This window comes from Maritimibacter sp. 55A14 (assembly GCF_003122205.1).
Classification (GTDB): Bacteria; Pseudomonadota; Alphaproteobacteria; order Rhodobacterales; family Rhodobacteraceae; genus QEYE01.
Genome location: NZ_QEYE01000011.1, coordinates 26,750 through 38,496 on the forward strand (window position 1 = coordinate 26,750; position 11,747 = coordinate 38,496).

At 66.6% G+C, this 11,747-nt stretch carries 17 protein-coding genes; 9 read left to right on the forward strand and 8 right to left on the reverse strand.

Going from position 1 to position 11,747, the window contains the following annotated elements; genetic code table 11:
* Nucleotides 1–9: 9 nt before the first annotated feature.
* Genes DDZ14_RS10860 through ffh form a run of 3 tightly spaced genes read right to left on the reverse strand, consistent with a single transcriptional unit; the run spans nt 10 to nt 2,314 of the window.
* A complete protein-coding gene (locus DDZ14_RS10860; RefSeq protein WP_109425003.1) occupies nt 10–306 on the reverse strand; it encodes a chorismate mutase in 297 nt (98 codons plus the stop codon).
* Nucleotides 303–827 carry a GNAT family N-acetyltransferase gene (locus tag DDZ14_RS10865; protein ID WP_109425004.1) on the reverse strand — a complete coding sequence of 175 codons (525 nt, stop codon included), beginning with the start codon at nt 825–827 and terminating at the stop codon, nt 303–305. Before DDZ14_RS10865 ends, DDZ14_RS10860 begins: the two co-directional genes overlap by 4 nt.
* Nucleotides 824–2,314 (reverse strand): signal recognition particle protein, encoded by a 1,491-nt coding sequence (gene ffh, locus DDZ14_RS10870; protein WP_109425005.1) that lies wholly within the window; start codon nt 2,312–2,314, stop codon nt 824–826. The genes DDZ14_RS10865 and ffh overlap by 4 nt, the downstream gene beginning before the upstream one ends.
* A gap of 286 nt (nt 2,315–2,600) precedes the next feature.
* Here ffh and DDZ14_RS10875 point away from each other — a divergent pair, with 286 nt between their 5' ends.
* Nucleotides 2,601–3,482: a LysR family transcriptional regulator gene (locus DDZ14_RS10875; RefSeq protein WP_109425006.1), complete on the forward strand. Its 882-nt coding sequence runs from the start codon at nt 2,601–2,603 to the stop codon at nt 3,480–3,482.
* A 5-nt stretch (nt 3,483–3,487) separates the two neighbouring features.
* Nucleotides 3,488–4,393 carry a DMT family transporter gene (locus DDZ14_RS10880; protein ID WP_109425124.1) on the forward strand — a complete coding sequence of 302 codons (906 nt, stop codon included), beginning with the start codon at nt 3,488–3,490 and terminating at the stop codon, nt 4,391–4,393.
* Between the two features lie 8 nt (nt 4,394–4,401).
* Here the strand turns inward: DDZ14_RS10880 and DDZ14_RS10885 are convergent, their stop codons facing one another.
* Nucleotides 4,402–4,737 carry a metalloregulator ArsR/SmtB family transcription factor gene (locus tag DDZ14_RS10885; protein ID WP_109425007.1) on the reverse strand — a complete coding sequence of 112 codons (336 nt, stop codon included), beginning with the start codon at nt 4,735–4,737 and terminating at the stop codon, nt 4,402–4,404.
* Nucleotides 4,738–4,967: 230 nt separating this feature from the next.
* On the opposite strand from DDZ14_RS10885, the gene DDZ14_RS10890 reads away from it, so the two are divergent.
* From DDZ14_RS10890 to DDZ14_RS10910, 5 genes are all read left to right on the forward strand, one after another.
* Nucleotides 4,968–5,345, forward strand: a complete 378-nt coding sequence (locus tag DDZ14_RS10890; protein ID WP_109425008.1) for an AtpZ/AtpI family protein — start codon at nt 4,968–4,970, stop codon at nt 5,343–5,345.
* Between the two features lie 28 nt (nt 5,346–5,373).
* Nucleotides 5,374–6,084: a F0F1 ATP synthase subunit A gene (locus tag DDZ14_RS10895; protein WP_233252559.1), complete on the forward strand. Its 711-nt coding sequence runs from the start codon at nt 5,374–5,376 to the stop codon at nt 6,082–6,084.
* 50 nt (nt 6,085–6,134) lie between these two features.
* Nucleotides 6,135–6,377, forward strand: a complete 243-nt coding sequence (locus tag DDZ14_RS10900; RefSeq protein WP_109425010.1) for a F0F1 ATP synthase subunit C — start codon at nt 6,135–6,137, stop codon at nt 6,375–6,377.
* 85 nt (nt 6,378–6,462) lie between these two features.
* Nucleotides 6,463–6,990, forward strand: a complete 528-nt coding sequence (locus tag DDZ14_RS10905) for a F0F1 ATP synthase subunit B' (protein ID WP_109425125.1) — start codon at nt 6,463–6,465, stop codon at nt 6,988–6,990.
* Nucleotides 6,991–6,995: 5 nt separating this feature from the next.
* A complete protein-coding gene (locus DDZ14_RS10910; RefSeq protein WP_109425011.1) occupies nt 6,996–7,559 on the forward strand; it encodes a F0F1 ATP synthase subunit B in 564 nt (187 codons plus the stop codon).
* Nucleotides 7,560–7,631: 72 nt separating this feature from the next.
* Here the strand turns inward: DDZ14_RS10910 and DDZ14_RS10915 are convergent, their stop codons facing one another.
* The gene (locus DDZ14_RS10915) at nt 7,632–8,210 is read right to left on the reverse strand and encodes a TetR/AcrR family transcriptional regulator (protein WP_109425012.1); all 579 of its coding nucleotides are present in this window, start codon (nt 8,208–8,210) and stop codon (nt 7,632–7,634) included.
* Nucleotides 8,211–8,417: 207 nt separating this feature from the next.
* On the opposite strand from DDZ14_RS10915, the gene DDZ14_RS19690 reads away from it, so the two are divergent.
* Nucleotides 8,418–8,594, forward strand: a complete 177-nt coding sequence (locus DDZ14_RS19690; protein WP_158275511.1) for a hypothetical protein — start codon at nt 8,418–8,420, stop codon at nt 8,592–8,594.
* Between the two features lie 35 nt (nt 8,595–8,629).
* On the forward strand, nt 8,630–9,094 hold the full coding sequence (locus DDZ14_RS10920; protein WP_109425013.1) for a nuclear transport factor 2 family protein: 465 nt from the start codon (nt 8,630–8,632) through the stop codon (nt 9,092–9,094).
* Between the two features lie 146 nt (nt 9,095–9,240).
* Here the strand turns inward: DDZ14_RS10920 and DDZ14_RS10925 are convergent, their stop codons facing one another.
* The 3 genes from DDZ14_RS10925 to DDZ14_RS10935 form a co-directional block, all read right to left on the reverse strand.
* Nucleotides 9,241–10,008, reverse strand: a complete 768-nt coding sequence (locus tag DDZ14_RS10925; RefSeq protein ID WP_109425126.1) for an FCD domain-containing protein — start codon at nt 10,006–10,008, stop codon at nt 9,241–9,243.
* Between the two features lie 82 nt (nt 10,009–10,090).
* Nucleotides 10,091–10,741, reverse strand: coding sequence for an OmpA family protein (locus DDZ14_RS10930; protein ID WP_109425014.1), 651 nt, complete (start codon nt 10,739–10,741; stop codon nt 10,091–10,093).
* A gap of 78 nt (nt 10,742–10,819) precedes the next feature.
* Nucleotides 10,820–11,674, reverse strand: a complete 855-nt coding sequence (locus DDZ14_RS10935) for a bifunctional helix-turn-helix domain-containing protein/methylated-DNA--[protein]-cysteine S-methyltransferase (protein WP_109425015.1) — start codon at nt 11,672–11,674, stop codon at nt 10,820–10,822.
* Nucleotides 11,675–11,747 lie beyond the last annotated feature (73 nt).

Below are 11,747 nucleotides of genomic sequence, written 5' to 3' on the forward strand. Positions count from 1 at the left end.
AAATCCCGGTCATTTCTGGTGTTTCTCGTGGTGTTGGATGACTTCGCCGATGATGAAGTTCAGGAATTTCGCGGCGAACTCGGGATCCAGGTCGGCCTCCAGCGCCATGCGCTGAAGCCGGGCGATCTGCTGTTCCTCGCGGGCCGGGTCCGAGGGCGGCAGGTCGTGCTCGGCCTTCAGTCGGCCCACGGCCTGCGTGTGCTTGAACCGTTCGGCCAGCGTGTAGACCAGGATCGCGTCCAGCCGGTCGATGCTGTCGCGATGTCCGGCCAGGATCCTGGCGGCGCGGGCGGTCGGGTCGATCATGCGAGTGCCTCCAGGTCATGCCGGATGACGACGTCGCCGGGGCCACTGCCCGGCAGGCTGTCGTCGCGCACCCCGCCCAGACGCAGCGCCAGCGCGATGGAGCGCGCGTTGCCCGCGTCGATGTAATTCACCAGCCGGGTCCAGCCCAGCGGGTCACGCGCCCAGGCCATGACCGCGCGCGCGGCCTCCCCCGCGATACCGCGGCCTTCGGCCTCCGGCACCACGAACCAACCCAGTTCGGGTGCGGGATAGGCCGACGGCTCGTAGATGCCGACCTCGCCCAGATAGGCGCCGGTCGCCCGGTCCTCGACGGCGAAGGGGCCATAGCCCATCAGCGTCCATTGCCCGACTTCGGAGGCCCAGACGCGCCAGGCCGCCGCCCGATCCATCGGCCCGTCTTCCCAGATCGAGCGGTCGGAGGCGTAGAAGGCCGCACGCGGCTCGAAATCCTCCAGCCGCGGCGCGCGCAGGATCAGCCGGTCGGTCTCCAGCGCGGGAATATGGACGACCGTGTCGGTCACTTCTTCTTCCCCAGCCCGCTCAGGCCCGGCGGCAGGCCCGCGCCGCCGCCGAGACCCGGCAGCTTGCCGCCCATTTGCTGGGCCGCCTGTTCCAGCGCCTTCTGGTCCATGCCGCCCATGCCGCCGGGCATGCCACCCTTGCCGAACATCTGACCCATCGCCTGTTTCATCAGGCCGCGGCCGCCCTTCTTGCCCATCTTCTTCATCATGTCCGCCATCTGGCGGTGCATCTTCAGCAGGCGGTTGAGCTCCTGCACCTCCTGTCCGGCACCCGCGGCGATCCGCTTCTTGCGGCTGGCCTGGAGGATCTGCGGATTGGCGCGTTCCTTCTTGGTCATCGACTGGATCAGCGCGATCTGGCGTTTGAGCACGCTGTCGTCGAGACCGGCCTCCTGCACCTGCTTGGCCATCTTGCCCATGCCTGGCATCATGCCCATGATGCCTTCCATGCCGCCCATCTTCTGCATCTGCTCGAGCTGGCCTTTCAGGTCGTTCATGTTGAACTGACCCTTCTGGAAACGCCGCATCATGCGCTCGGCCTGTTCGGCCTCGATGGTCTCCTGCGCCTTCTCGACCAGCGACACGATATCGCCCATGCCCAGGATGCGGCCGGCGATACGCTCGGGCTCGAAGGTCTCCAGCGCGTCCATCTTCTCGCCGAGGCCGACGAACTTGATCGGCTTGCCGGTGACCGCGCGCATCGAAAGCGCCGCGCCGCCGCGCCCGTCGCCATCCATCCGCGTCAGCACAACGCCGGAGATGCCGACCTTGCCGTCGAACTCCTCGGCCACGTTGACGGCGTCCTGCCCGGTCAGCCCGTCGACGACGAGCAGGGTCTCGCGCGGGGTCGCGACATCGCGTACCGCCTGCACCTCGTCCATCAGCGCTTCGTCGATATGGAGTCGCCCGGCGGTGTCCAGCATGTAGACATCGTAGCCCGCCAGCGTCGCCTGCTGCTTGGCGCGTTTGGCGATCTGCACGGCGGTCTCGCCCCTGACGATGGGCAGGGTATCGACGCCGATCTGCTTGCCCAGGATCGCGAGCTGTTCCATTGCGGCCGGGCGGTTGGTGTCGAGCGAGGCCATCAGCACGCGCTTGCCGTCGCGATCGGTCAGCCGCTTGGCGAGCTTGGCGGTGGTCGTGGTCTTGCCCGAGCCCTGAAGCCCGACCATCAGGATCGGCGCGGGCGGGTTGTCGATCTTGAGCGCGCCGGGTTCTTCGCCCGCCGACAGGACCGCCACAAGCTCGTCATGGACGATCTTGACGACCTGCTGGCCCGGCGTGACCGATTTCGTGACCGCCTGGCCGGTGGCCTTTTCCTGCACCGCGCGCACGAAGTTGCGGGCCACGGGCAGCGACACGTCGGCCTCCAGCAGCGCCACGCGGACCTCGCGCAGCGCTGTGGCGACGTCGTCGTCGCTCAGCGCGCCCTGTTTGGTCAGCCGCTCGAAAACGCCGGAGAGGCGTTCTGACAGGCTTTCGAACATGCTCCCGGCCCTCCTCGGCGGTTTCCGTTGCACCTGCCCCCTCATGTAGGAGGCGGGTCTCCAAACACCAATCTCCCCCGTGGGCGAAACTCGCTGACGGGGGGCGATCCCGGACATGACCGGGACCGGACGGCTTGCACCTGTCCGGATCAGGAGGGGCCTTAGCGGCGGGGCGGGCGGCTGTCAAGGCCGGCAGGCCCGCCGCCGGGCACGGGCGCTGGAAATCGTCCTTGCCTTACCGCGCGGCTTGGTCGCAAATAGGGGCGCGTTGTGCACAGGTGCGCGAATGGAGAACTGGGACGAGATCAGGACAGCCTATCACGTCGCGCGGCTGGGCACGGTAAGCGCGGCGGCGGGCGTGCTGGGCGTGCATCATTCCACGGTCATCCGGCATGTCGATGCGCTGGAGGACCGGCTGGGCGTCAAGCTCTTCCAGCGCCACCAGCGCGGCTATACGCCCACCGAGGCGGGCGAGGATCTGCTGCAGGTGGCGGCCGCGACCGACGATCAGTTCGGTCAACTCGCCGGGCGCCTGCGCGGACGCGGGGCCAGCGTCTCGGGCGAGCTTGTCGTTACCACCCTGGCGGAGATGGTGGGGCTCTTGACCCCGGTGCTGGCGCGTTTCCAGGTCATGCACCCGGACGTGACGGTGCGGATCATCGCGGGCGAACAGCTGCTGAAGCTGGAGTATGGCGAGGCGCATGTGGCGATCCGCGCGGGCGGCGCCCCGCAGGAGCCCGACAACGTGGTGCAGCGGCTGGCCGACATGCCCGCCGCCGCCTACGCCCACCGCGATTACCTGCGCAGCCATGGCGGCCCGGTCACAGACGGGGCGCTGGACAGGCACCGTTTCATCGCCGTGGCCGATCCCGCGTCGCGCGCGCCGACCAGCATCTGGATGCGCGAGCATCTGCCGGAGGAGCGCGTGACCTTCCGCGCGCCCAACCAGCTCGGCATTCTGGAGGCCGTGCGCGCCGGTGCGGGGATCGGCTTCCTGCCGGTCTGGCGCGGCCGATCGGACCCCGACCTGATGGAGGTCATGCCGCCGCGCCCGGAATGGGTGTCGCCGCTCTGGCAGGTCACGCATGTGGACCTGCACCGCACCGCGAAGGTGCAGGCCTTCACCAAGCTGCTGCGGGCCGCGGCGGAAGACTGGCCCGCGGCGTGACCCGCCTGCCGCCGTCCATGCAGGGGCATCTGGCGATGCTTCTCTTCTCGGCGCTGGTCGCCGGGTCGTTCTCCTTCGGCTCGATGATCGCAAACGAGATCGCCCCGCTCGCCCTGACCGCGGCGCGTTTCGTGATCGCGGGCGCGCTGATCGGGACCGCTGCGGCGCTGGGGCCGGGGTTGCGGTGCGGGCAGTTTCGCGCGCCCTGGCGCTACGTGGTGCTCGGCGGGCTCTTCGGGGCCTATTTCGTTCTGATGTTCGAGGGGCTGAAGACCGCGCCGCCGGTTTCGGCCGCAGCGGTCTTCACGCTGACGCCGGTGATGGCGGCGGGTTTCGGCTGGCTGGTTCTGCGCCAGATCACCACGCCGCGCATGGCGCTGGCGCTGGCGCTGGGTGCGGCGGGCGCGCTCTGGGTGATCTTCCGCGCCGATCTGGGCGCGCTGCTGGCCTTCGATGTCGGCCGGGGCGAGGCGGTCTATTTCCTGGGCTGTGTGGCCCATGCCGTCTACCCGCCGCTGATAGCGCGGCTGAACCGGGGCGAGCCCGCGCTGGTCTTCACCTTCGGCATGATGATGGCGGCGCTGGTGCTGCTGGTCGCGGTCGGCTGGTCCGACATCCGCGCCACCGACTGGGCGGCGCTGCCCTGGCTGGTCTGGGCGGTGCTGGGCTATGTCGCGGTCTTCGCCAGCGCGCTGACCTTCGTGCTGCTGCAATTTGCGGCGCTGCGGCTGCCATCGGCCAAGGTAATGGCCTACACCTACCTGACGCCGAGCTGGGTTCTGTTGTGGGAGATCGTGCTGGGCCGCGGGACGCCGCCGGCGCTGGTGGCGGCGGGGCTGGGCCTGTCGGTTCTGGCATTGGTGCTGCTGCTGAAGGACGAGGGCGCCCGCCGCGCCGCGGCACGCGCCTGACGGCGGGGTCAGGGTAGGCGGTCCTCGGACAGCTCGGATTCCAGGAACCGCTCGAACGCGTCCAGATTGATCGGCTCGAACTGGCCGAACCCCTGCATCCAGACTGAGGCCGCACGCAACGCGTCGGGTTCCAGCTTGCACCACTTGACCCGGCCGCGCTTCTCCTGGCTGATGAGCCCGGCGCGCGTCAGGATCGCCAGATGCTTCGAGATTGCGGCCAGCGACATCTCGAACGGCTCGGCCACGTCGGTCACCGCCATGTCGTCCTCCAGGAGCATGGTCAGGATGCGCCGCCGGGTGGCGTCGGACAGGGCCGCGAAGGCAAGGTCGAGCGGATCGGTCATCGCCGTGCAGTTACGCCGGGGTGCCGGGTATCGTCAACCGTTTGGTTGAATATGGCTTGGGTCGGGTTTTCGCGACGGCGCGGCGTTCCGGGCGATGTGCCTGCTTGTCGCATGTCTTGAAAATAGAAATAAAAACAGTTGCTTATCAAACATCTGCCGATCTTCCATCGCGCTTGACTCACCCCGTCCCCGTTTCTAGTGTCCGCGCAACCGTCGAAGAGGTATGGCGCATGTCGGACGGGCAGGATCCACGCAAGCTGGACGCCCTACAGGAGCGGATCGACAAGCTCCGCGGCACGAAGCCGGTACGTCCTCAGATCGACGATCACTACAGCCAGACCCATGCGGGCTGGCGGATGATTACAGAGCTTGTGACGGGCATCGTCATGGGCGTTGGCATCGGATGGGGGCTGGACAGTCTCTTCGGCACGAAGCCGGTCTTCCTGGTGCTGATGACATTGCTGGGTTTCGCGGCGGGCGTGCGGGTCATGCTCGGCACCGCTAGGGAAATGCAGCGCAAGTATGAGAGCGACGCCGCGGCCGCGCGCGACGCAGGCGATAACGGCCCCGGCGGGGGGCAGGACAAGGGGAACGGACGTGGCGACTGAAGGTGGCAGCGGTTTCAACATTCACCCGATGGACCAGTTCGTGGTCAAACCGCTTTTCGGTGACGGCCCGATCGCGTGGTACACGCCGACCAATGTGACGCTCTGGCTGGCGATCGCGATCCTCGCGGTGATCGCGCTGCTCGTACTGGGCACGCGCGGACGCGCCATCGTGCCGTCGCGCACACAGTCCATCGCGGAACTGGCCTATGGTTTCGTCTACCAGATGGTCGAGGACGTCGCCGGCAAGGACGGGGTCAAGTACTTCCCCTATATCATGACGCTTTTCATGTTCATCGTCTTCGCCAACTTCCTTGGCCTGCTGCCGATGAGCTTCACCACCACGTCGCATCTGGCGGTTACCGGGACGATGGCGATCGCCGTCTTCGTCTCTGTCACCGTGATCGGCTTCGTCAAGCATGGCGTGAGTTTCCTGAGCCTCTTCTGGATTACGGCCGCGCCGCTGGCGCTGCGGCCGATCCTGGCGCTCATCGAGGTGATCTCCTATTTTGTGCGCCCGGTCAGCCACTCCATCCGACTGATGGGCAACATGATGGCCGGCCATGCGGTGATGAAGGTGTTCGCGGGTTTCGCCGGGGCGCTGGGCATCGGCGCCGTCGCCCCGATCGTGGCAATCAGCGCGGTCTACGCGCTGGAAATCCTGGTGTCCTTCATCCAGGCCTATGTCTTCGCGATCCTGACCTGTGTCTACCTCAAGGATGCGCTTCATCCGCATCACTGAGGCCCGCAAACAAACTCTAATCCAGCCATTCAAATCCAAGGAGTGAACAAATGGCAGTCGAAGGTGATCTGGTTCAAATGGGTGCTCTTGTCGGTGCCGGTCTTGCTTGTACCGGCATGGGCGGCGCCGCCGTCGGTGTGGGCCACGTCGTGGGCAACTACATCGCGGGCGCGCTGCGCAACCCGTCGGCTGCGGCCAGCCAAACCGCGACGATGTTCATCGGTATCGCGTTCTCGGAAGCGCTGGGGATCTTCTCGTTCCTCGTGGCACTTCTGCTGATGTACGCTCAGTAACCCGCGCACGCAGGGCGGCACATGGCGTGCCGCCCGTGGTTGAGGGGCGCGCCTTGCGCGTGCTCCGGGGTTGCAGGAGGCGAAGATGGCAACAGAAGCACAAGGGGCCGTGGAACATGCCGATGGCATGCCGCAGCTCGATTTCTCGACCTACCCGAACCAGATTTTCTGGCTCGTGGTCACGCTGGTCGTGATTTACCTGGTGCTCACCAAGATCGCGCTGCCGCGCATCGCCAGCGTTCTGGCCGAACGGCAGGGGACCATCGCCAACGATCTGGCGGCGGCCGAGGATCTGAAGCAGCAGGCGGTCGAGGCGGAAGAGGCCTATAACAAGGCGCTGGCCGATGCGAAGGCCGAAGCCGGGCGCATCGTCGCCGGGGCGCGGGCCGACATCCAGAAGGACCTGGACGACGCCACCGCCAAGGCGGATGCCGAGATCGCGGCTAAATCGGCGGAGTCGGAGAAGCGCATCTCCGAGATCCGGGCGAGCGCGCTGGAAAGCATCGAGGCGGTGGCCAACGACACGGCGGTCGAGGTGGTCAAGGCGATCATGCCGGGCGCCGAGGACGGCAAGGCGGTCAAAACCGCCGTGACGGCACGGATGAAAGGGTAGGGATCATGCGCAGACTTTTCCCGATCAGCGCAGCCTTCGCGCTTTCCGGAACGCCGGTTCTGGCCGCGAGCGGCCCGTTCTTCTCGCTCAACAACACCAATTTCGTGGTGTCGATTGCGTTCCTCCTGTTCATCGCGGTGCTGCTTTACTACAAGGTGCCGGGCATCCTGGCCGGCATGTTGGACAAGCGCGCCGACACGATCCGGGCCGAGCTTGACGAGGCCAAGGCGCTGCGCGAGGAAGCACAGGCAGTGCTGGCCTCCTATGAGCGCAAGCAGAAGGAAGTGGCCGAGCAGGCCGAGCGGATCGTGAAGTACGCGCGCGGAGAAGCCACCGCCGCCGCCGAGGAGGCGAAGGAGGAACTCAAGCGTTCCATCGCGCGCCGGCTCCAGGCCGCCGAAGACCAGATTGCCTCGGCCGAAAACGCTGCCGTGCGCGATGTGCGCGATCGCGCCGTGGCCGTGGCCGTGGCCGCCGCGCGCGATGTCATCGCCAGGCAGATGTCTGCGGATCAGGCGAATGGGCTGATCGACGACGCCATCGGCGAGGTGGAGAAGAAGCTGCACTAGGCGCAGCGGATCATGGAACTGTAAAAGCCCGGCCACGTGGCCGGGCTTTTTCGTTGCCGATCCCGCCGCGGCTCACCGGGCGGTGTCGGGCCCCAGGGCATGCTCCAGCAGGATATCCGCGGCGGCCCGCGCATCCGCTGCCGCGTCGCCTGCATTGCCCATCACGCGGGTGACGATCGCGCCCTCCTTGAGCAGCAGGATCGACCGCGCCAGGCGGTCCGGCTCGGCTGCCCCGGCCTTGCGCGCGAGGGCGGTGAAATGCTCTGCCAGCAGGCGCTTGTGTTCGGCGGACTGGGCATGGATCGGATGTTCCGGCTCCTGAAACTCGGCCACCGCCTTGATGAACATGCAGCCGCGGAAATCCGGCGCGGCGAACCATTCCGCCAGCGCGTCGAACATGGCCAGCATCTGTCCGCGCGGGCATTCGGAGAGCGCCTCCATTCGGCGGTAGAGCCAGTTGCGGAAACTCTCGTCGCGCAGGCGCAGGGCGGCCAGGATCAACTCGTCCTTGTTGCGGAAATGCTTGTACATCGAGGTCTTGGAGACCCCGGTTTCGGCCACCAGCATATCCATCCCGGTGGCGTGAAAGCCGTTCCGATAGAAGACAGCCAGTGCCTTGCGGACCAGTTCATCGCGTTTGTTCGGTCGCATGCCTGCTCCAGATTAGACAGATCGGTACATAAGAGATTTGTCTGAAAAGATCAATTAAGACCTAAATATATCAGGACGAAAGTGTGAAATCCGCAAGAGAAAGAGAAGAAACTTTTTGACAAAAGTTACTGATCGGTACATTTAAGCAGTCAGAAAGTGTACAGATCGGTAAGCACACTTCGCTGTCAGGTAACTGGAGGTCACACCATGTCTCTCTCTCGCCTTCCCTTCCGGGTTCCGGCCGGTGCGCTCGGCTTCGCGATCCTCTGCGAATTGTCAGTGCCGGCTCCCGGCAGCGACGACATGAGCACTCAGGCTTCGGCCGAGCGCGCCGTGCCGGCCGCCGCGTCCCACGCCGCATTGCCGGACCTGCCGTTGCACTGATCCTGCTCTCACACTCTTTCCTGATAGGACACGCCATGACCCGCCCCCCGCTGCCGCCGTTCACCGAAGAGACCGCCCGCCAGAAGGTGCGGATGGCCGAGAATGCCTGGAACAGCCGCGACCCGGAGGTCGTCACACCCGCCTATACCGACGACAGCCAGTGGCGGAACCGGGCCGAGTTCCTGACCGGCCATGACGCGATCCGCGCCTTCCTGCGCCGCAAGTGGCAGCGGGAGCTGGAGTACCGCCTCATCAAGGAGCTTTGGGCCGTCGCCGGTACCCGGATCGCGGTACGCTTCGCCTATGAGTGGCACGACGCCGAGGGAAGCTGGTTCCGGTCCTACGGCAACGAGAACTGGGAGTTCGCCGAAGACGGCCGGATGCGCCGGCGGATCGCGTCGATCAACGATCTGCCGATCGCGGCATCGGGGCGGCTTTTCCATTGGCCGCAGGGTCCGCGTCCCGACGACCATACGGGGTTGAGCGACCTCGGCCTTTGAACATTTCCGGCAAGGGAGATACGCAATGGCACGCGTATTCGCGAAACTCGCCTTCACGCTATCGGTCCGCGCGCAGCAGGAGCGCATGGGATCGGCCCGTACCTACGCGACATTTCTCGATGGGGCGGAGACGGAGGGTGGCAGGCTCAGCGCGAGGATTCGTGCTGGAAGCGCAGTCGCGCGATCTCCTCGTGCTTCTCGGTGCGCTTCTGATCGGTCAGCGCCTGTTTCACGAAGTTCAGATGCGCCTCGATCGCAGCGCGGGCGCGTTTGGGATCGCGCGCCTGAAGCGCGGTGTTGATTGCCCGGTGCTGGTCCAGCAGCGCGCTGCGCGTCGTGCGCTGGCGGAACATGACCTTGCGGTTGTAGAAGACGCCCTCGCGCAGCATCTGGAACATCGAACGCATCATGTGGACCATTACGACATTGTGCGAAGCTTCGATGATCGCCATGTGGAACTCGGCGTCGAGCGCGGCCTCGTCCGCCGGATTGCGCTTGGCATGGGCGGCTTCCATCTTGCGGAAGACGGCGTCCACCACCGCCAGATCGGTGTCCGATCCCAGCCGCGCGGCGCGCTCGGCGGCCAGCCCCTCCAGATCGCGACGGAAACTGATATAGTCGAAAAGCGCCTCGTCATGGCTGGCGAAGAGCCGGATCAGCGGCTCCGAGAAGGCCGAACCCAGCACATCCGCGACGAAAACCCCCGAGCCCGCCCGGCTGGTCAGCAGCCCGCGCTCCTGCAATTCCGAGATCGCCTCGCGCAGGCTGGGGCGCGAGACGCCCATGCGGTCGGCCATCTCGCGTTCCGAGGGCAGCCGCTCGCCCGGACGCAGGATGCCGCGCAGGATCAGCAATTCGATCTGCCGGGTGACGGCAGTCGAAAGTTTCTCGGACTGGACTTTACGGAATGGCATGCGTTCCCCCATTGGCCGGTAAGATGATATGACCAGTCAATGGGGGGCGCAAGACAGGGGCCGTGCCGGCCCGCCGTTCAGGTCAGGCGTTGGGCCGGATCACGATTTCCACGCGCCGGTTCTGCCGGCGGCCCTCCGGGCTAAGGTTGGAGGCAACGGGTTGGCTCTCGCCCCGACCATAGGCGCGGATCCGGCTGGACCGCACGCCGGCGCCGGTCAGGATGCCGGCCACCGCGTCGGCGCGCCGGCTGGAGAGGTTCTGGTTATAGGCGGCGGTGCCGGTATTGTCGGTATGGCCGATCACGTCCACCGTCGTGTTGGGGTAGTCGTTGAGGCTGCCCGCCAGGGTGCGCAGGTCGTCGCGCAGCACCGGGTTCACATAGGTGCTGTCCACATCGAAGAGGATATCCTGCGGCATGGTGACGATCAGTTCGTTGCCGGTGTTGACGACCGATACGCGGCTGTCCATCGAGGCCTCCAACTCGCGCGCCTGCTTGTCGAGCTGCGAGCCGATCAGGCCGCCAGCCGCGGCACCGATGGCGGCGCCGCCGATCGCGCGGCCCAGTCCGTTATCGCCGGTCGCGGCGCCGGCGACGCCGCCGATCAGGCCGCCGATCACCGCGCCTTCCGCAGTGCGGTTACGCTCCGGCTGGGGGTTGTTGGGATCGACGCAAGCGGTCAGGGTCAGAAGGCTGGCCGAGGCGAGCATCAGGGGGGTACGTGCGCGTAACATATTGAATTCCCGTGAACGTGGTTATCGTTGACGGCAATATATGCATGGCGGCGAGAACTTGCACGACCTGCGTCACATTTAAGCGGTTTCCCGCGCGTCGGCGCGCGCACTTTCCCAGGCCAGAAGGGCGCGCTTGACGGGCAGTCCCCAATGATAGCCGCCCAGCCCCCCGGACTTGCGCAGCGCACGATGGCAGGGGATGAGCCAGCTTACCGGATTGCGCCCCACCGCATTGCCCACCGCGCGCACCGCCCTCGGGTGGCCGATCCGCCCGGCCAGCGCCGAATAGGTGGTCACATGGCCCTCGGGGACCTGCAACAGGGCTTCCCAGACCTTGATCTGGAACGGTGCGCCGATCAGGTGCAGGCGCGCTTCGCCCTGATGGCCCAGCGCGGCCTCGACCCAGGGTGCGATGCGCTCGGGTGCATGGGTAAACCGCGCGTCCGGCCAGCGCGACCGCAAATCCTCCAGCGCCGCCGCGCGCCCGCATTCGGCGCTGAACCCGAGGCCGCAGAGCCCGCGATCGGTGCCCATCGCGACGATCTCGCCGAAGGGGCTGTCGAAGGCGCCCCAGGCGATGTCGAGCCCGGCGCCGCGGCGGGCGTAGTCGCCGGGGCTCATAGCCTCCCAGCGCAGGAAGAGGTCGTGCAGACGCCCGGTGCCCGAGAGGCCGGTTTCAATCGCCGTGTCCAGCAGCGTCGCCCGCGCCCGAAGCAATTCGCGCGCGTGATCCAGCGTCAGATATTGCTGGTACCGCTTGGGCGACACGCCGACCCAGCGCGAGAAGACGCGCTGAAAATGCGCGGGACTCATGCCGAGCCGGCCTGCCAGCGTCTCCAGCGGCAGGTCGCGTCCACCATCGGCGTCGATGATCTCGATGGCGCGGGCCATCACGCCGTAATGGTAGCTCTGCGGTTCCCGGTCGGTTGTCATGTCGTCTCTCTCACCTGATCTTGCGGCCCGTGTCCCAGACCTAGCGCCTGCGTGCGCCGTGCGCGACCCGGAA